The sequence below is a fragment of the Aurantimonas manganoxydans SI85-9A1 genome (assembly GCF_000153465.1).
GTDB classification, from domain to species: Bacteria; Pseudomonadota; Alphaproteobacteria; order Rhizobiales; family Rhizobiaceae; genus Aurantimonas; species Aurantimonas manganoxydans.
Map to the genome: position 1 here is coordinate 3317533 of NZ_CH672387.1, position 18980 is coordinate 3336512.

General features: G+C 68.0%; 18 protein-coding genes. 9 read left to right on the forward strand and 9 right to left on the reverse strand.

The features are described from left to right. Positions 1–88: 88 nt before the first annotated feature. Entirely contained in the window at positions 89–3193 is a 3105-nt protein-coding gene (locus SI859A1_RS15645; RefSeq protein ID WP_040325895.1) for an FAD-binding and (Fe-S)-binding domain-containing protein, read from the reverse strand. Positions 3194–3351: 158 nt separating this feature from the next. Here SI859A1_RS15645 and SI859A1_RS15650 point away from each other — a divergent pair, with 158 nt between their 5' ends. From SI859A1_RS15650 to SI859A1_RS15680, 7 genes are all read left to right on the forward strand, one after another. After that, a complete protein-coding gene (locus SI859A1_RS15650; protein WP_202797872.1) occupies positions 3352–4548 on the forward strand; it encodes a pyridoxal-phosphate-dependent aminotransferase family protein in 1197 nt (398 codons plus the stop codon). 65 nt (positions 4549–4613) lie between these two features. Continuing rightward, a complete protein-coding gene (locus SI859A1_RS15655; protein ID WP_040325896.1) occupies positions 4614–5585 on the forward strand; it encodes a TRAP transporter substrate-binding protein in 972 nt (323 codons plus the stop codon). Positions 5586–5728: 143 nt separating this feature from the next. Further along, positions 5729–6259, forward strand: coding sequence for a TRAP transporter small permease (locus SI859A1_RS15660; RefSeq protein WP_009210682.1), 531 nt, complete (start codon positions 5729–5731; stop codon positions 6257–6259). Further along, complete coding sequence (locus tag SI859A1_RS15665) at positions 6259–7539, forward strand: TRAP transporter large permease (RefSeq protein ID WP_009210683.1); 1281 nt, start codon at positions 6259–6261, stop codon at positions 7537–7539. Before SI859A1_RS15660 ends, SI859A1_RS15665 begins: the two co-directional genes overlap by 1 nt. A 4-nt stretch (positions 7540–7543) precedes the next feature. Further along, complete coding sequence (locus SI859A1_RS15670; protein WP_009210684.1) at positions 7544–8326, forward strand: enoyl-CoA hydratase/isomerase family protein; 783 nt, start codon at positions 7544–7546, stop codon at positions 8324–8326. Then, entirely contained in the window at positions 8326–9540 is a 1215-nt protein-coding gene (locus tag SI859A1_RS15675; protein ID WP_009210685.1) for a CaiB/BaiF CoA transferase family protein, read from the forward strand. The genes SI859A1_RS15670 and SI859A1_RS15675 overlap by 1 nt, the downstream gene beginning before the upstream one ends. 168 nt (positions 9541–9708) lie before the next feature. Next, on the forward strand, positions 9709–10077 hold the full coding sequence (locus tag SI859A1_RS15680; RefSeq protein WP_040325897.1) for a YbaN family protein: 369 nt from the start codon (positions 9709–9711) through the stop codon (positions 10075–10077). A 25-nt stretch (positions 10078–10102) separates the two neighbouring features. Here the strand turns inward: SI859A1_RS15680 and SI859A1_RS15685 are convergent, their stop codons facing one another. From SI859A1_RS15685 to SI859A1_RS15705, 5 genes are all read right to left on the reverse strand, one after another. Next, on the reverse strand, positions 10103–11359 hold the full coding sequence (locus SI859A1_RS15685) for an NAD(P)/FAD-dependent oxidoreductase (RefSeq protein WP_009210686.1): 1257 nt from the start codon (positions 11357–11359) through the stop codon (positions 10103–10105). Positions 11360–11526: 167 nt separating this feature from the next. Continuing rightward, entirely contained in the window at positions 11527–12483 is a 957-nt protein-coding gene (gene egtD / locus SI859A1_RS15690) for an L-histidine N(alpha)-methyltransferase (RefSeq protein ID WP_040325898.1), read from the reverse strand. A gap of 2 nt (positions 12484–12485) precedes the next feature. Further along, positions 12486–13754, reverse strand: a complete 1269-nt coding sequence (gene egtB, locus SI859A1_RS15695) for an ergothioneine biosynthesis protein EgtB (RefSeq protein WP_009210688.1) — start codon at positions 13752–13754, stop codon at positions 12486–12488. A gap of 207 nt (positions 13755–13961) precedes the next feature. Beyond that, positions 13962–14789 (reverse strand): alpha/beta fold hydrolase, encoded by an 828-nt coding sequence (locus SI859A1_RS15700; RefSeq protein WP_009210689.1) that lies wholly within the window; start codon positions 14787–14789, stop codon positions 13962–13964. 145 nt (positions 14790–14934) lie between these two features. After that, positions 14935–16278, reverse strand: a complete 1344-nt coding sequence (locus SI859A1_RS15705) for a L,D-transpeptidase family protein (RefSeq protein WP_009210690.1) — start codon at positions 16276–16278, stop codon at positions 14935–14937. 454 nt (positions 16279–16732) lie between these two features. Here SI859A1_RS15705 and SI859A1_RS15710 point away from each other — a divergent pair, with 454 nt between their 5' ends. Next, on the forward strand, positions 16733–16972 hold the full coding sequence (locus SI859A1_RS15710) for a DUF3297 family protein (RefSeq protein WP_009210691.1): 240 nt from the start codon (positions 16733–16735) through the stop codon (positions 16970–16972). A 54-nt stretch (positions 16973–17026) separates the two neighbouring features. Here the strand turns inward: SI859A1_RS15710 and SI859A1_RS15715 are convergent, their stop codons facing one another. The 3 genes from SI859A1_RS15715 to SI859A1_RS15725 all read right to left on the reverse strand — a co-directional run bounded on the left by SI859A1_RS15715 (position 17027) and on the right by SI859A1_RS15725 (position 18268). Next, positions 17027–17467 (reverse strand): hypothetical protein, encoded by a 441-nt coding sequence (locus SI859A1_RS15715; RefSeq protein WP_040325900.1) that lies wholly within the window; start codon positions 17465–17467, stop codon positions 17027–17029. Positions 17468–17546: 79 nt separating this feature from the next. Further along, on the reverse strand, positions 17547–17906 hold the full coding sequence (locus SI859A1_RS15720; protein ID WP_040325901.1) for a hypothetical protein: 360 nt from the start codon (positions 17904–17906) through the stop codon (positions 17547–17549). A gap of 26 nt (positions 17907–17932) precedes the next feature. Next, entirely contained in the window at positions 17933–18268 is a 336-nt protein-coding gene (locus SI859A1_RS15725; protein ID WP_040325902.1) for a hypothetical protein, read from the reverse strand. A 276-nt stretch (positions 18269–18544) separates the two neighbouring features. Here SI859A1_RS15725 and SI859A1_RS15730 point away from each other — a divergent pair, with 276 nt between their 5' ends. Next, positions 18545–18916 (forward strand): PRC-barrel domain-containing protein, encoded by a 372-nt coding sequence (locus SI859A1_RS15730; protein ID WP_009210693.1) that lies wholly within the window; start codon positions 18545–18547, stop codon positions 18914–18916. Positions 18917–18980 lie beyond the last annotated feature (64 nt).

Below are 18980 nucleotides of genomic sequence, written 5' to 3' on the forward strand. Positions count from 1 at the left end.
GCGTCGTGTCCCGTCGTGGAATGACCGGCCCCGCAGATACGGGCCGGATCGAGCGCCGGCTGCCGGGAGCCAACCCGAACCGGCGCCATTACGGCGCAGCTCCATGGAGCGCGCCTGCCAGCACTTCCGCCACATGCACGGCGCGGCGTGCGGCGCCGTCGGCGATCTGGTGCCGGCAGGAGGTGCCGTCGGCGACGATCACCGCATTGGCCGGTGCGGCGCGCACCGCCGGCAGCAGCGACAGCTCGCCCATGGCCAGTGACACGTCGATGGTCTCGGCATCATAGCCGAAGGCCCCCGCCATGCCACAGCACGACGATTCGATCACCTTCAGGTCGAGGCCGGGGATCATCCGCAGCGCGCCCTCGACGGCCGACATGGCGCCGAAGGCTTTCTGGTGGCAGTGACCGTGCAGATAGGCCTCGCGGCCGATGCCGTCGAGAGGCAGGGACAGGTGCCCGGCCTTGTCCTCGCGCATCAGGAACTCCTCGAACAGCATGGCCGACGCCGCCACCGCTTCCGCCGCTTCGCCCGGCACCAGCGCCAGGAACTCGTCGCGCAGGGTCAGGATGCAGGAGGGCTCCAGCCCGACGATCGCCTTCCCGGCCCGCACATGTGGCAGTAGCGCGTCGATGGTGCGCTGCGCCTCGGCCTTCGCGCGGTCGGCCATCCCGGCGGCGAGATAGGTCCGCCCGCAGCACAGCGGCCGCTCGTTCCGCCCAAGGCGGGCGGTCTCGACCTGATAGCCGCCCGCCTTCAGCACCTTGACCGCGGCGCGCAGCACCTGCGGGTCGAACCAGCGGTCGAAGGTGTCGGCGAAGAGGACGACGCCGGTCACCCGGTCCGGATGCGGCGCCGGGCCGGTGCGCTCCACGCCGCGCCGATCGGCGCGGTTCGCCGTCGCCGTGTCGCCGCCGGCGCCCTCCGGGTTGAGGACGATCCCGTCCCCTCCCCCGCCGATATTCTCCGTCGAAGCCGCCGCGTCCTGCCGGGCGGATGCTTCGGCCCCGGCCGCCGCGCCCGCGGCATGGCCCTCGGCATCGCGGAACCAGTCCCTCCGGAAGGCCGGCAGCGACCGTCGGGCGGAAAAGCCGGCCATCTTCTCCGATAGGGCCGCGAAGGCGGGGACGCGGTCGCGCAGGCCCATCAGCCAGCCCATCCGGGCAGCGGCCGGCGCATAGCGCGGCAGGTCGGCAATCAGCCGGTCCTTCAGCGAGAAGCCGTTGGTCTTGCCGCGCTGGTAGAGCACCTCGGCCTTCATCTTGGCCATGTCGACGCCGGTCGGGCATTCGCGCCGGCAGGCCTTGCAGGAGACGCACAGTTTCAGCGTCTCGGCCATCTCGTCGGAGGCGAGCGCGTCCGGGCCGAGCTGGCCGGAGATCGCCAGTCGCAGCGTGTTGGCGCGGCCGCGGGTGACGTCGCGCTCGTTGCGGGTCACCCGGTAGCTCGGGCACATCACCGCCCCGGCCGATTTGCGGCAGGCGCCGTTGTTGTTGCACATCTCCACGGCGCCCTGCAGGCCGCCGGAGGCGCCGGGCCAGGCCGACCAGTCGAAGGCCGTCTGGATCTCGTCCACCGCGTAGCCCGGCGGATAGCGCAGCAGGCTGCGGTCATCCATCTTCGGCGGCGCGACGATCTTGCCGGGGTTGAGCCGCGTATGCGGATCGAAGGCGGTCTTCACCTCTTGGAAGGCGGCGACGATGCGCTCGCCGAACATCTGGGTGTGGAATTCCGAGCGCACCAGCCCGTCGCCGTGTTCGCCCGAATGCGAGCCCTTGTATTCGCGGACCATGGCGAAGGCCTCCTCGGCGATCGCCCGCATGGTCTTCACGTCCTTGTCGAGCTTGACGTTGAGGACCGGGCGCACGTGCAGGCAGCCCTCGGAGGCATGGGCATACCAGGTGCCCTTGGTGCCGTGCTTCTCGAAGATCGCCGTCAGCCGGTCGGTATAGTCGGCCAGATGCTCCAGCGGCACGGCGCAATCCTCGACGAAGGAGACCGGTTTGCGCTCCTCCTTCATCGACATCATGATGTTGAGGCCGGCGGCGCGCAGCTCGGCGATCGCCGCCTGCAGCTTCAGATCGGCGACCGGCACGACGCCGCCCTCGTGATCGCCGCCGCGGCCGAAGCCATAGCCGAGATCGCTCATCACGTCCTTCAGCGCCGCGAGGCTGGCCGCGTTCTCCTTCGCGGTATCGGCGAATTCCACCAGCAGCAGCGCCGCCGGATCGCCCTCGACGAAGGCCTCCAGCGTCGGCACGAACATGTCGATGCGGCGGGCGAGCCCGATCATGGTCGCATCCACCAGCTCGACCGAGGTCGGCTTCAGGGCGACGATATGCTGGGCCGCCTCCATCGCCGCGCGGAATGTGGGGAAGTGGCAGGCGCCGAGGATCTTGGTCGCCTTGGGGAGCGGCGACAGCCGGATCTCGATGGCGGTGGAAATGCCCAGCGTGCCTTCCGAGCCGACCAGCAGATGGGCGAGGTTGATCGGGTCGTCGGAGGGCACCAGCGCGTCGAGATTGTAGCCGCCGACCCGGCGCTGCACCTTCGGGAAGCGCGCCGCGATCTCGCCGGCCTCGCGGCGGCCCAGCGCCAGCATGGCGGCGACGAGTTCGCGCGGCGGCTCATTGGCGACGTTCTGGTCGAGTTGCGCGAAGCGGCCGGCGGTACCGTCGGCAAGGATCGCGTCGATGGCGATGACGTTGTCGCGCATCGTGCCGTAGCGCAGCGAGCGCGAGCCGCACGAATTGTTGCCGGCCATGCCGCCGATGGTGGCGCGCGAAGCGGTGGAGACGTCAACAGGAAACCACAGGCCGTGCGGCTTCAGGAGCCGGTTGAGATCGTCGAGGACGATGCCCGGCTCGACCACCGCGCGCCGGCCCGCGACGTCCAGATCCAGGAGCTTGTTGAGATGCTTCGACGTGTCGACGATCAGGCCGGAATTGACCGTCTGGCCGCATTGCGACGTGCCGCCGCCGCGCATGGTCAGCGGCAGGCCTTCCTCGCGGCAGGCGTCGAGCGCCGCCGCCACGTCGTCGCCGGTGCGGGCGACGACCACGCCGGCGGGCATGATCTGGTAGATCGAGGCATCGGTGGCGTAGCGCCCGCGGTTGAAGCGGTCAAAATAGACGTCGCCGGCGATCTCCCGCTCAAGCCGGCGACTCAGGCCCGGCCGGATCATTTCCCCCATGTGTTTTGACCCCTCCCGGCCGCGACATGCAGAATGTCGCTTGACACGCATAATGAATTCATAATCCAATTGGACCTGAAAACTGGCACGTCGGCAAGAGCGTGCGACAAGGAAACGGACCGGCCGACAAAGCGTCGCGGTCCCCGGGAGACGCCATCGTGACCTACAAAGCCGGCCGGCATTTTCTGCAGATTCCAGGACCGACCAATGTGCCCGACCGGGTGCTGCGCGCCATGGACATGCCGACGATGGATCATCGCGGTCCCGAGTTTCAGGAGATGGCCAAGCGCGTCCTGACCGGCATCCGCACGATCTTCCAGACCAAGAACCCCGTCGTCATCTATCCGGGCTCGGGCACCGGCGCCTGGGAAGCGGCGCTGGTCAACACGCTGTCGCCGGGCGACCTCGTGCTGATGTACGAGACCGGCCATTTCGCCTCGCTGTGGAAGAAGCTGGCCGAGCGGCTGGGCCTGCGGACCGAGTTCATCGCCGGCGACTGGCGCCACGGCGCCGACGCGGCGGCCATCGGCGAGCGGCTGAAGGCCGACAGCGGCCACGAGATCAAGGCGGTCTGCGTCGTCCACAACGAGACCTCGACCGGCTGCGTGACGCCCGTCGGCGACGTCCGCAAGGCGATCGACGCGGCCGGCCATCCGGCGCTGCTGCTGGTCGACACCATCTCCTCGCTCGGCTCGGTCGACTACCGGCACGACGAATGGGGCGTCGACGTCACCGTCGGCGGTTCGCAGAAGGGCCTGATGCTGCCGCCGGGCCTGTCCTTCAACGCGCTCTCCGACAAGGCGATCGCGGCGCAGGCCTCGGCCAAGCTGCCGCGCTCCTACTGGGCCTGGGACGAGATGCTGGCGATGAACCCCAACGGGTTCTTCCCCTCGACCCCGGCGACCAATCTTCTCTACGGCCTCGATGCGGCGATCGAGATGCTGCACGAGGAAGGGCTGGGCAACGTCTTTGCCCGGCACCAGCGCCATGCCGCCGCGACGCGGGCGGCCGTCGAGGCCTGGGGGCTGGAAGTCCTCTGCGCCGATCCGGCCCAGCATTCGGGCGCGCTGACCGCCGTCCTGATGCCGGACGGCAAGGGCGCCGACGCATTGCGGAAGGTCATCCTCGAGCGCTTCGACATGTCGTTGGGAGCCGGCCTCTCGAAGCTTGCCGACAAGATCTTCCGCATCGGCCACCTCGGCGACTATAACGACCTGACCCTGATCGGCACGCTGGGAGGCGTCGAGATGGGTCTGCAGGTCGCCGGGGTGGCGCACAAGGCAGGCGGCGTTCAGGCTGCGATGGCCGTGCTGGCACAGTCCGGTGCAGCCGAAGCGAGACAGGCCGCGGAATAGGCGGTACGCAGAACGACCACCGGGCGGTTGAGGAGCTGCCCAAAATGAAAACTGGGAGGAAACCAATGAACATTCGCAGCTTGATGCTGGGCGTTGCCGCCGTGGCCCTGATGGGCTCGGCCGCCGGCGCGCAGGAAGTCCTAAAGATGGGCCATGTCGGCGATCCCGGCTCGCTCTACGAGGCGACCGCCGAGAACTTCGCCACCTGCGTCAAGGACACCGGCACGGCCACCGTCGAGGTCTACGGTTCCTCGCAGCTCGGCAATGACGAGGAGATGCTGCAGAAGCTCAAGCTCGGCCAGATCTCCATGTCGCTGCCGTCCTCGATCATGAGCTCGGTCTCGCCGACCTTCGGCGTGTTCGAGATGCCGTATCTGATCAAGGATCGCGAGCACATGAAGAAGGTTCGCGACACGATGCGCGACATCTTCGTGGACGCGGCCGGCGAGCGCGGCTACCGCATCCTCGGCTTCTGGGAGAACGGCTTCCGCAACGTGACCAACAACGTGCGGCCGGTGAAGGTGCCGGCCGACCTCGAGGGCATCAAGCTGCGCACTCCGAAGGGCGAATGGCGCGTCAAGATGTTCCAGAGCTACGGCGCCAACCCGACGCCGATGGCCTTCTCGGAAGTGTTCACCGCCCTCAAGACCGGCGTCATCGACGGCCAGGAAAATCCGCTGGCCCAGATCTATTCCGGCAAGTTCCAGGAAGTGCAGAAGTACCTGTCGATGACCGGCCACGTCTATTCGCCGGCCTATCTCGCCACCTCCTCGCGCAACTGGGATTCCTGGAGCGACGAGATCAAGACGGCGGTGCAGGATTGCGCCACCAAGGCGAGCGACTTCGCCTACGAGCAGTCGGCCAAGATGGATGCCGACCTGATCGGCGAGATCGAGAAGGCCGGCGTCGAGGTGAACGAGGCCGACAAGGACGCCTTCATCGCCGCGTCCAAGCCGATCTACGAGGAATTCGGCCAGCAGGTCGAAGGCGGCCAGAAGCTGGTCGAGGACATCCAGGCGCTGGCGTCCGGCAACTGATCGCCGACGCCTGAAGGGCGGACCGTCCGTTCGTCCTTCGACATGGGGTGCCAGCCGGCCTTCGGCGGCCTGGCTGGCACCACGTCCCCATCTCATTTCCTTCAATTCATGAACGCAGCGCCCCTCGGGCGCGGGAGGCGGCATTGCGCCTGACGGCGAAGATACTGGGCGAATTCCTGACCTGGCTGGTCATCGCCCTCATGGTCACCCTCACGACGGTGGTCATCGTCGCGGTCGTCTATCGCAAGATGGGCGCCTCGCTCTCCTGGTATGATGAGGTGGCCTCCGTCCTCCTCGCCTGGATCACCTATTACGGGGCCGCCCTGGCGGCCCTGAAGCGCGGCCATATCGGCTTCGAGGACGTGCTCCTCGCGCTGCCGCCCAAGGCCCGCTCGATCGCCGTCTTCGCCGCCGAGGGACTGGTGCTGTTCTTCTTCGCGCTGCTCGCCTGGGCGGGCATGGAGGTCCTCACGGTTCTCGAGGGCATGACGCTGGTCAGCCTGACCTGGGTGCCGGTATCGGTGACGCAGTCGATCATCCCGATCGGCGCCATCCTGTTCATCATCTGCGAGATCCTGAGTTTCCCGGATTATTACCGCGACGTCATGGCCGGCTGCTCGGTCGAGCACGCCATCATGGCCCATGACGCCACGCCAGAGAGGGATCGGACCTGATGCTGCTGTTTTCGATCTTCCTCGCCCTGGTGGTGATGGTCTGCATCAACGTGCCCATCGCCGTGGCACTGGCGCTGTCGGCGGTCATCGCCATCGCGGCCACCGACGGCACCGGCGCGCTGGTGACCATCGCCCTCGACATGTATGCGGGCGCCAAGTCCTTCTCGCTGATCGCCATCCCGATGTTCGTCTTCGCCGGCGCGATCATGAACGCCACCGGCATCACCCGGCGCCTCATCGCCTTCGTCTCGGCGATCGTCGGCTTCGTGCGCGGCGGCCTGTCGATGGTCAATATCGGCGTGTCGCTGTTCTTTGCCGAAATCTCCGGCTCCGCCGTCGCCGACGTCGCGGCGATCGGCTCGATCCTGATCCCCGAGATGAAGAAGCGCGGTTATCCCGCGCCCTTCGCCGCGGCGGTCACCTCGTCGGCGGCTTCGCTGGCGATCATCATCCCGCCGTCGATCCCGATGATCCTCTACGGCGTCGCCTCGGGCGCGAGCATCGAGCAGCTCTTCGTCGCCGGCGTCGTGCCGGGCCTGATCGGCGCGGGCGGCCTGATGGGCGTCGCCTATTTCTTCGCCCGCCGCTACAACTTCCCGACCGAAGCGGCCTTCAACCTCGGCCGGCTGCGGACCTCCTTCGTCGAGGCGCTGCCCTGCTTCGCGCTGCCGATCATCATTCTCGGCGGCATCTTCGGCGGCTTCGTCACCGCCACCGAGGGCGCCGGCCTCGCCGTCGTCGCGGCAGTGCTGGTCGGCCTGTGGTACCGCGAAGTCGACTGGGCGCAGCTCAAGGAAGCCACCCTGGAGGGCGGCATCCAGACCGCCGTGGTCATGCTGCTGGTCGCCTCGTCGATCCTCATGGGCTCCTACCTGACCACGGCCCGCGTGCCGCAGGAACTGGCCGGTGCGATCCTCGACCTGACGACGAACCAGTACCTGATCCTCCTGATCCTGAACGTCTTCTTCCTGATCATCGGGTTCTTCCTGCACTCGTCCGCGGCGATCATCCTCGTCGTGCCGATCATCGTCCCGCTGATCCAGCAGGCCGGCATCGACCCGGTGCATTTCGGCCTGGTCGTGACGCTGAATCTCGCCATCGGCCAGCAGACGCCACCGGTCGCCTCGGTGCTGATCACCGCCTGCTCCATCGCCAAGGCCAACATCTGGGAAGTATCGAAATGGAACCTGCCGTTCATCGGCGTGCTCCTGTTCGTCCTGCTCCTGTGCACCTACGTGCCGGCAGTCCCGATGTTCCTCGTCGAATATTTCTACAGGTAGCCTCATGAGCAACGACGAACTCCTCTACGAGGTCCGCGACGGTATCGGCTGGATCACGCTGAACCGGCCCCAGGCACGCAACGCGCTGACCTTCGCCATGTACGACCGCCTCGCGGAGATCTGCCGCGAGACGAAGCTGGGCGGCGCGGTGAAGTGCCTTGTCGTCACCGGCGCCGGCGACAAGGCTTTCGCCGCCGGCACCGACATGACCCAGTTCCGCGGCTTCGACACCGAGCAGGACGCCCTTGACTACGAACACCGCATCGACGTCGTCCTCGGTGCGGTCGAGGCCTGTCCGGTGCCCACCATCGCGGCGATCGCGCGGGCCTGCACCGGCGGCGGCGCCGGCATCGCGGCGGCCTGCGACATCCGCATCGCCACCGCCGACCTGAAGTTCGGATTCCCGATCGCCCGCACGCTGGGCAATTGCCTGTCGATCGCCAATCTGTCGCGGCTGTCGACGCTGATGGGCGCCGGCCGGGTCAAGGAGATCATCTTCACCGCCCGCCTCGTCGGCGCGGAAGAGGCGCTGAATGCCGGGCTGATCGCCGAGATCGTGCCCGACCACGCGGCGCTGATCGCCCGCACCGAAGAACTGGCGGCGCTGCTCGCCACCCATGCGCCGCTGACGCTCTCGACCACCAAGGAGGCCCTGCGCCGCCTGCGGGTCCAGGGCGCCGAGACCGACGACCGTGACCTCGTCGTGCAGGCCTATATGAGCGAAGACTTCAAGGAGGGCATGGAAGCCTTCCTCGGCAAGCGCAAACCCGAATGGAAAGGCCAGTAATGGCACAGGCGAAAGGCCCGCTCGACGGCATGAAGGTCATCGAGCTCGCACATATCATGGCTGGCCCGGTCTGCGGGATGATGCTGGCCGACATGGGCGCCGACGTGATCAAGGTCGAGAAGCCCGACGGCGACGACACGCGGCGCTTCCTGCCGCCGGACATCAACGGCGAATCCGCCGCCTACATGATGATGAACCGCAACAAGCGCGGAATCGTCCTCGACCTGAAGTCCGAAGACGGCAAGGCGGTGCTGCGGCGCATGCTGGAGACGGCGGACGTCGTCATCGAGAATTACCGCATGGGTACGATGGAGAAGCTCGGGCTCGGCTACGAGGAGCTGAAGGCGGTCAATCCCGGCCTGATCTATTGCGAGATCTCCGGCTTCGGCCGCACCGGCCCCTATGCCAATCGCGGCGGCTTCGACCTGATCGCCCAGGGCATGAGCGGCCTGATGTCGATCACCGGCGAAGGCCCCGGCCGCCCGCCGGTCAAGTCCGGCGCCCCGGTCTCCGACATCACCGCCGGCATTCTCGGCGCGCTCGGCTGCGCCGCCGCCTATGCCCGCAAGTTGCAGACCGGTGAGGGCCAGAAGGTCGACACCTCGCTGTTCGAGGCCGGCATCACCCACACCTACTGGCAGTCGGCCATCGCCTTCGCCACCGGTGCCTCGCCCGGCCCGCTCGGCTCGGCGCATCCGCTGAACGCGCCCTATCAGGCCTTCCAGACTGCCGACGGCTGGATCAATCTCGGCGCGGCGAACCAGAAGAACTGGGAGCGCATGCTCGCCGTGATCGGCGCCGAGGAACTGGCGTCGGACCCGCGCTTTGCCAACAATCACGGCCGCATGCAGAATCTGCCGGCGCTGGAGGAGATCCTCAACGGGCATTTCTCGCAGCGCAGCTCGGCAGAATGGCTGACGCAGCTCGAAGAGGCCGGTGTGCCGGCCGGGCCGGTCCTCGACATCTCCGAGATGCACGAGGACCCGCAGACCCTGTCGCGCGAGATGGTGGTAGAGACCGAGCATCCGACCGCCGGCCGGGTGAAGGCGATCGGCCTGCCGATCAAGTTCTCCGACACGCCCGGCGGCGTCACCCGCCCGGCCCCGCTGCTCGGCGAACACACCGCCGAGGTGCTGCGCGAGGCCGGCTACGACGCGGCCGAGATCGACCGCATGCTCGGCTCCGGCGCGGTCCGCAGCGCCAAGGCCGGCTGACCGGCCACGAGAGGCAAAGACAGCGCGCGGCGGCCTCACAGGTCGCGGCGCGCGTCTTGACGTGCACCGCCTTGAGGCTAGCTCGCAACGGATCACCCGCCCACGGGAGGCACACCGCCCGTAGCGGTCGGCGAACCGGCTCCCCGGTCATCCTGTTCTGGCGCCGTCATGCGACCCTTCGCCAAGCCCTTCTATCTGGTTCTCGGCTACAGCTGCGTCGTGCTGGGCGGGCTCGGCGTCGTGTTGCCGCTGCTGCCGACGACGCCCTTCCTGCTCCTGGCGGTGTGGTGCTTTGCCCGCTCGCATCCCGATCTTGCCCGCCGGCTGGAGGCGCATCCGCGCTTCGGGCCGACGCTGGTCGACTGGCGCGAACACCGGATCATCCCGCGCCGGGCCAAGATCGCCGCCGTCGCCGCGATGCTGGCGTCCTTCGTGCTGGCCTTCGTGACCGTCGGCCACCCGATCGTCCTCGTCAGCCTGGCGCTGATCATGGGCACCGTCAGCGTCTACATCCTGACGCGGCCCTCAGGCCGATAGGCGCACGGCGCTCGACCCGACCCGATCAGGCCGAGGCGACGCTGCGGTCGCGTGATCCCGCCTGCCCCTTGGCCAGCGCCCGCAGGTCGAAGCCGCTGTCGCGCAGCTCGTCCACCCCGACCGGTGCCTCGCGGCCGAGCAGCTTGCGGGCGGCCATGTGCTCGCCGGGGGCGTTGATGGTCTCGACCGAGGCCAGTTGCCCGTCGCGATAGCCGATGATGACGGTGACCAGCTCTTCCTGCCGGATCGTCTCGAAGCGGTCGGCGCCGCTGGTCAGCCCGGCGATCTGCAGCTTCAGCGCGCCCTGGTCGCTCCAGAACCATGGCACCGCATGATAGGCCGCCGCCGTGCCGTGGACGATCCGCTTCGCCAGATGGCGCGCCTGGTCCATCGCCGCCTGCACCGATTCCAGCCGCAGATGGGTGCCCAGCGGCCCCGGCACCGAAGCGCAGTCGCCGATGGCCGAGATCGCCGGATCGCCGGTCGCCAGCGTCTCGTCGACGACGATGCCGTTCGCAACCACGAGGCCGGCTGCGGCAGCGAGTTCGCCATTCGGCGCGACGCCCGTGGCGACGAGAACCAGATCGCCCTCGATGCCCGTCCCGTCCGCCAACGTCACGCCGACGACCCGCTCGGCCTCGTCATCGATGCGCGCCACCTTGGCGCCGAGCCGGATGGCGATGCCCGCGGCGCGGTGGTGCGCCAGGACGAAATCCGAAATCGCCGGCGAGACGGCGCGGGCCATCAGCCGGTCGGCGGATTCCAGCACTGTCACCCGCGCCCCGGCAAGCCGGGCCATGGCGGCGAACTCCAGCCCGATGAAGCCACCGCCGACGACGATGGCGTGGCGCGTGTCGGCGAGGCGCCGGCGGATCGTCTCGGCATGGGCGAGCGTGCGCAGCTCCACGACATCGCTGTGCGTGCCGCCGGCGATCGGCGGACGCACATTGCGGGCGCCGGTGGCCAGAACCAGCTGATCGTAGCCATGGGTGGCGCCGTCGTCGGTGGCCACCGTGCGGGCGGCCCGGTCGATCGACGCGACGCGGGTGGCGTCGCAAAGGGTAATGGCGTTGCGCTCGAAGAAGCTCTGCGGCTTGAGGACCAGGCGTTCGGGATCGCCCTCCTTCATGTAGCCCTTGGACAGAGGCGGTCGCTGATAGGGCAGACCCGGCTCGTCGCCGATCAGCGTGATCGGCCCCTCATGGCCCTCCTGCCGCAGGCTGGCCGCGAGCTGGATCGCTGCCTGGCCGCTGCCGACGATGACGATGCGTTCGCCGCTCATGTCCCGCGTCCTGTCATGGTTCGTCAAAGGGGCGCTCCGACGACCGCGCGGCCACGAACCCGCCCCGGAGGCGGGTCTACGACAAAAGACGCCCGGCGGTCGAGCCGGGCGTCGATCGGTGAGCAGGTCGCCGCAGGATGGACGGCGTAGGTCAGGCGTCGGAGGGTCTAGACCGCCGACAGGCTGACAAGGGCGAACAGCCCGTGCGGATCGGTCCAGACCTTGTCCAGCGACCAGCCGGATTCGTCGGCCATCCCGGCCAGCGCCTCGACATCGTATTTGCGCGAGCTTTCGGTGTGGATCGTTTCGCCCGCCTCGAAGGCAAAGGAGCGGCCGGCAACGGACAACGTGCAGGCGTCGCGGGCGACGAGATGCATCTCGACGGCCGAGGCCTCGCCGTTCCAGCGCGCCTCGTGGGCGAAATTGTCGAGCGGCAGGTCGGCGCCCAGTTCCCGCTGCATACGCTCAAGTATGTTGATGTCGAAGGCGGCCGTCACGCCGGCCGCGTCGTCGTAGGCAGCCAGCAGCGTGTCGATGTCCTTCTTCAGATCGACGCCGAGCACGGCAACGCCGTCCTCCCCGACATGCCGGCGCATCCGGGCGAGAAAGGCCAGCGCCTCCCTGCGACCGAGATTGCCGAGGGTCGAGCCGGGGAAGAACCCGCCCCGGCGCCCGTCCTGGGGCAGGTCCCCGGGCAGGTCGAATTCGGCGGTGAAGTCGGCGACCACCGGCTCCACCGCAAGGCCGGGAAACCGCTTCCTGATCCGCTCGGCCGAGGCTTCCAGAAAATCGCCGGAGATGTCGATCGGAACATAGAGGCGCGGAGCTGCCAGCGCCGCCAGAACGATCTCCGTCTTGATGCCAGCGCCGGCGCCATATTCGATCAGCACCGCCTGCGGCCCGAAGACGGCGGCGATCTCCCCGGCCTGCTCCTTCAGGATGCCGGTCTCGGTCCGCGTCGGATAATATTCCGGCAGCGCCGTGATCTCCTCGAAGAGCTCCGAGCCACGGTCGTCGTAGAGCCAGCGGCTCGGCAGCGTCTTGGGCGTGCGCGACAGGCCGTCGAGAACGTCGGCGCGAAAGGCCTCGCGCTGCTGGGCCAGCGTGTCGATGCGGTCCAGCATGCTCACGCGTCCTCGGCGAGGCGCAGGCCGGAGAACTGCCAGCGGGCGTCCGGCGGGAAGAAATTGCGATAGGTCGTGCGGATATGGTTTTCCGGCGTGGCGCAGGAGCCGCCGCGCAGCACGAACTGGCCGCACATGAACTTGCCATTATACTCGCCGACCGCCCCCTCGACCGGCTTGAAACGCGGATAGGGCGAGAACGGGCTGCGGGTCCATTCCCACACGTCGCCATACATCTGGCGCAGGCCCTCGCCCGGCGCCGCGGGCTTCGGCCGCAGCCGGCCGGACCCGGCGAAATTGCCCTCCACCGGCAGGCTCGCCGCGGCATTCTCCCATTCGAATTCGGTCGGCAGGCGCTTGCCGGCCCAGGTCGCGAAGGCGTCGGCCTCGAAATAACTGAGATGCGTCACCGGCGCGTTCAGATCGAGCGGCTGCGCGCCGCGCAGGGTCATGGTCCACATCTCGCCGTCGCGCTCGTGCCAGTAGAAGGGCCTGGTCCAGCCCTCGCCGAGGATCGTTCCCCAGCCGGCCGACAGCCACAGCAGCGGATCGCGGTAGCCGCCATCCTCGACGAAGGCGAGATATTCGCCATTGGTCACCAGCCGGTCGGCCAGACGGTAGGGTTCGAGCAGCGCGCGGTGGCGCGGCCCCTCGCAGTCGAAGGCGAAGCCGTCGCCCTCATGGCCGATCTCGACGATGCCGCCGTCGAAGCCGATGAAGCGCACCTCGCCCGGATCGGCCGCGACGCCCAGTGGCTGCGGGTCGCGATAGGCCGGCTTCAGCGGGCTCTGGTCGAAGAGGTGCAGGATGTCGGTCAGCAGCAATTCCTGATGCTGCTGCTCGTGGTGGCAGCCGAGCTCGATCAGCTCGGCGACATCCGGTGCCGGACCGCGCTCCATCAGCGTCTCGATCGCGGCGTCCACATGGGCGCGATAGGCGAAGATCTCGTCCAGCGCCGGCCGCGTGATCATGCCCCGCCGCGGCCGCGGCTGCCGCTCGCCGATGGTCTCGTAATAGGAGTTGAAGAGATAGTTGTAGCTGTCGTCGAAGACCTCGTAGCCGGCGAGATTCGGCTTCAGCACCATGGTCTCGAAGAACCAGGTCGTGTGGGCCAGGTGCCATTTGGCGGGGCTCGCGTCTGGCATCGACTGGACGGTCGCGTCGGCGTCCGACAGCGGCGCGCCGAGGGCGCGGCTGTCCTCGCGCACGGCACGGTAGCGGGCCGCGAGCGCGGAGACGTCGGTCAGCGATTTGCGGGAAACATGGGCCATGTCGAACCTCTTCGAACTGGTTCCGGCCGCCGGTTCGCCCTGAAGGCAGGCCGCCGGACAGCCGCGTTCGAGAAGACCTAGCTTTCGTCCATGACCCGGCAACGACGATCACGTCTTATCTATCGAGCCGGCCAACGACCCTTCCGCTATACCATTGCGGCGCTTCCGGTGGCTCGAGGGCCGGCGGCGGGCACTATGCCGCAGCGGTCAGTTCCGGCCGGGCACAGCCAGAAACTCAGCGAGAACGCGGTTGAAGACGGCCGGATTGTCGAGATTGGCAACATGCCCCGCCTCCAAGACCACGCTCATGGCATTGGGTGCCTCGGCGACGATGTCGGCGGCCTGTTCGCGGATCGTCGTTGCGTCATGCAGCGTGTCGATGACCAGGCACGGGCAGTGGATGCGGCCGAGATCCAGCGGCCGGCTTTCGACGATGGCGCGGTAGGTGGCGACGATGGCGTCCGGCGACATCGCCCGGAAGCCGGCGATGAAGTGCCGGCGCGCGTCCCGCCCGACCCAGAACGGCCCGACGAGGCGTGCGGCCAGCGCCAGGCCGATCCGCGCCGTGCGGGCCTGGCCGAGGATGTGGAACGTCGGATGCAGCAGGCGTTGCGGGTCGAGCCAGTCGACGAGCCGGCGCACCCAGCCGATGCCCGACAGGGAGCGGGGCGTATTGGCGAGAACCAGCGCGGTCACCCGGTCCGGCGCGCGCGCCGCGATCTCCAGCGCCACCATGCCGCCCAGCGAGACGCCGCAGACGGCAAAGCGGCCGATGCCGAGACGGTCGAGTAGCGCCAGACAATCCATCGCCATGCGGTCGATGGTCAGACGCTCACCGCCGAGCGGCGTTGCGCCATGGCCGCGCAGATCCGGCACGATGACGCGATGCCGATCGACCAGCGCTTCCACCTGCCCGGCCCAGACCGCCCGCGTCTGCACCGCGCCATGCAGGAGCAGCACCGGCACGCCGGCATTCACGCCACACGCCGGATGATCGTCGTGGACAATGGCGATGTCGCCGATGTCGGTCGACACGGGCAGCGCGCGCCCCAGGTCTTCGGACGCAGGCTTGCTGTCCGTTGCGGCGTGGTCAGCCAGGATCGCGGTCATGTTGCGAGCAGCCAGGTCGAGGGCCGGACCGGAGGCTTTGCGGCCACCAGTGCCGTCGTCATGGCCGTGCCTATTCGGCGAACTCCACCGTCACGCCCGCCTTCACCATCTTGGCGAGCTCGGTCGCGTCCCAGTTGGTCAGGCGGACGCAGCCATGACTGTTGGTCTTGCCGATCTTGGAGGGTTCCGGCGTGCCGTGGATGCCGTAGGTCGGCTTCGACAGCGCGATCCAGATCGTGCCGACCGGACCGTTCGGGCCCGGCGGAATCGTCAGCACCTTGTCGTTGGAGCCCTGCTTGAAGTTGACCTTCGGATTGTAGGTGTAGTTCGGATCGAAGGCGATGCGGTTGACCTGCACGACACCCGACGGGGACGGCGTGTCGGACGAGCCGATGGTCGAGGGATAGGCGGCGATCAGGCTGCCGTCGGCCGCATAGGCGCGCACCTGCTCGCGGCCCTTGTCGGCGATGATCTTGGCGACCTCGCCCTTCACGTTCTCGCCGGTCGCCGCGACCTTGATGCGGGTGCCCTGGCGATTGAAGTCGGCGCCCGGGTTGATCTTGCGCAGGAACTCCTCGTCCATGTGGAAGCGCTCGGCCAGCCGTTCCGAGACGCGCTCGAAGCTCATCTCGGGAAGCTGCGCCTTCTCACCGTAGTCGGACGGGATCGCCGCCACATACGGACCGGCCACGTCCTCGGCGGTGATCTCGTAGGTGGTGATCGCCGGCCCGCCGGTGGCGTCCAGTTCCTCGGCCAGCGCCTTGGCGTCGCCGGTCGGCAGGCTGCGGCCGAACTTCTCCTCATAGGCGGCGACCGCCTTGTTGACGTTTGAGCCCATGCGGCCGTCGATGACGCCCGGCGACATGCCGGCGCGGTCGAGCAGGATCTGCAGCGCGGCGATCTCGGCCTCGGCGTTCTTGCCCTTCGGCGCCTCGACCGGCGGGGCGGGATCGGATTCCGTGATGGTGCGACCTTCGGCCGGCGCCGTGCCGGCGGCGCCCGGATCGGTCAGCAGGTCGTCGACGCTGGTCTGGGTGTCGGCGGTGCCGGCGGGCGGATAGTCCGGACCCTGGACGGGCGGAAGCTCGGCTTCGCGGCGCGGTTCGCTCCCCGCGTCCGGCAGCGGCGCGGCCTCGATCGGCCCGTCATAGCGCGGCTCGTCGCGATAGACCGGATCCGGGCCGTAATCGCGTTCGCGATCATAGCCGTCATCGGCATAGGGATCGGCCGAGCGCGGGCCGAAATCGACGCGCCCCTCCAGCGTCACGCCCGGCGGCGGCGGCGCGTCGATGATGGCGCCGCCCCGTTCGCCGAAGCGCGCCCGGCGCTCGCGGAAGCGCTCGCGGCGCGGCTCCTCGATGGCGATGATGCGGCCGGTGGAATCGATCACCACCCGGCGGCCGCTCTCGTCCACATAGACCTCGGCGACGTCGCCATACTGGTCGTATCCCTGGGCCAGACGGATCTCGCCCGACTGGGCCTGCGCCCCGGTCGCCGCGGTCGTCAGCGCAAGCGTCGACAGACAGAGTGCCACGATAGGCTTCATCTTGCTTTCTCCAGCACAGCCTGGTCCCGCCGGCGCACCATGCACCGCCGGGACGCCCCGTCGCATCCACCGCCGGACGACCATCCGGACGCGGATCCTGCTCTCCAGGCCTTTATCCCGCACTATCCGACATGGCGGATGAACCGGACATGAAAATGGCGAAACCTCACGCAAGTGTCAGTTGTTCTGAAGAAAGCGCCTCCCTCGCCCCCGGATCGGCCGCCGCGGAGCGTCGTTGTGCCGGTCCCCACTTGGGCGCGCGGCCGCAAGCGTTTATGTGCAAGCATCACATGCGCGCCAGCGCCAACATCAGGATACGACCATGAGCGACACCCTTCCCGACCGGCTGTCTTCCGACCCGTCCAGCGAGTTCCACGACGCCGACCTGCTGACGCGGGGTGTGGGCGTGCGGTTCAAGGGCGAGGAACGCACCAATGTCGAGGAATACTGCATTAGCGAAGGCTGGATCCGCGTCCAGGCCGGCAAGGCGAAGGACCGCCGCGGCCAGCCCCTGACCATCAAGCTGAAGGGCCCGGTCGAAGTCTATCTGAAGGACGACTGACCGCATCCGGCCGGTTGAGGCGACGCGGGCTGCAGGGCCCGCGGCGCCGGGCGGTCAGTTGTTGATGGTGATGATCGCCCAATGGGTCCGGCTGCACGCATTGTCGTCGCAGACGGACGCCATCCAGACTTCGCCATTGCCGAACATCACCCCTTCCGCATTGACGAACAGATCCTCAAAGCTCTGGTCCGCAACCATCGCCTGCGTTTCGGCCATGACGAGGCGGTCGTAATTGTCGACGAGATCACGGGCTTCGATCAGCTCGTATTCCTCGCCATTGGCGCGGACCGTCAGCGGATAATCGGCAAGCTGCGCCACGGTGACGGGATCGCCGAACCGCATCGCCTCGGTCAGAAGGTCGAAGGCCTCGGCAAAGCCTGCGGCATCGCCCTGCAGCGCCTCGATCCGGGCGGACACCTCTTCATGGCTCTGCGCGAGCGCCGGGCCGGTCATCAACACGGCGGCAAGACACAGAAACCAGACCCGCTTCGTCATCCCGCAACTCCCTTTGCGATGACTCCGGCGGGACCGCGTGGTGATGCGCAGTCCCGCCGAAGCGTTCACGGCCCGCCGCCTATTGCGGCTGCCATTCCTCGGTCCCGAGCGTCTTGGCGCCGATATAGCTCCACACGCCCATCCATTTCCCACCTTCGCGATACATCAGCGCGACGCCGCTCTCGCCATCCTGAAGATAGCCGATGGCCATGACGTCATCGTCGCCGATCCCGGTGCCCTGCAGCTTGGTGCCGTCCTGCAGCGTATAGGTGAGGGTGAAGGTGTCCCCGACCTTGGCCACGAGAACGCTGGCATCGTAGGTCGTGCCGTCGGGGTTGGTGCCGGCGATGGTGTAGTGGCCGGACGGATCGGCCAGGGCCGGCGCCGCCCCGGCCAGAAGCGCGGCGGCCAGTGTCAGACTGCGTATGGACGTCCACATCGCGTTTTCTCCCAAAACCCGACCGGTCAGTCGGTGAAATCGAAATCCGAAATCTCGCAGACGTCGACGCCGGCCTTGGTGGCGTCGGTGCCGTCGCTGAAGGTGGCCTTGAAGTCGAACATGCAGGCGCCGGTCCCGTCATCGACGGTCACGAGCACCGCCTCGCCCGGCTCCAGAACGTCGACGCCGAGGATGTCTTCCTCCCAGGCATTCGTCCCGGTGTTGGACGCGTAGAACTCGATCATCGCGACGCTGGTCGCATTGGTGACGGTCACGTCACGGTTCTCGGCATGGGCGGATACGGCGGCAAGACACACGGCGCCGACGGCCACAGCGAGGACGGGGCGGAAACAGAACTGCATTTTCGGGTATCCTGAACGGACGAGGCGCCTCGCCCGGCGGGCGTGCGCGGGCGCACACGCGCCCGGCATCACCATACGCCCGGCCATGACGCTGAGGAAGATGGAGACGATCGCCATTCTTGTCTGGCCGTCCCAATCTTCGGGCGTTTCGTCCCCTTGCGGCAGGGCGGCGCGCCGGGCGCGGGCCGATCGGAACCGCGCCTTGTGCGAAGCCGTTGCGCCGACAGGACGTTTGGATGGAGAGCGATCATGTCATCGACCGAAGGCCGCCATATCATGGCCAGCGAGGAGACCGACAACGAGGTCGGCATCAACAATATCGAGGCGAGCCGGGTGGAAGGTACCGCCGTCTACAACACAGACGGCGACCATCTCGGCCATATCCAGGATCTCGTCATCGGCAAGCGCGACGGCCAGGTGAAATACGCCATCCTGTCCTTCGGCGGGTTCCTGGGGATCGGCGAGGACTATCATCCGCTGCCCTGGCACGTGCTGAAATACGACGCGCGGCAGGGCGGCTATGTCGTCGGCATCACCCGCGAGCAGCTCGAAGGCGCACCGCGCTTCGCCTCGGACGCTTCGCCGGGCTGGAACGATCCCGACACCGGCCAGCGCATCGACGATTACTGGCGTCCCGCCTACATCTGACGCGACACCAGGGTTGAAACGACAAGGGCGGCCCGCCGGGCCGCCCCTTTTTCATCTTCGGTCC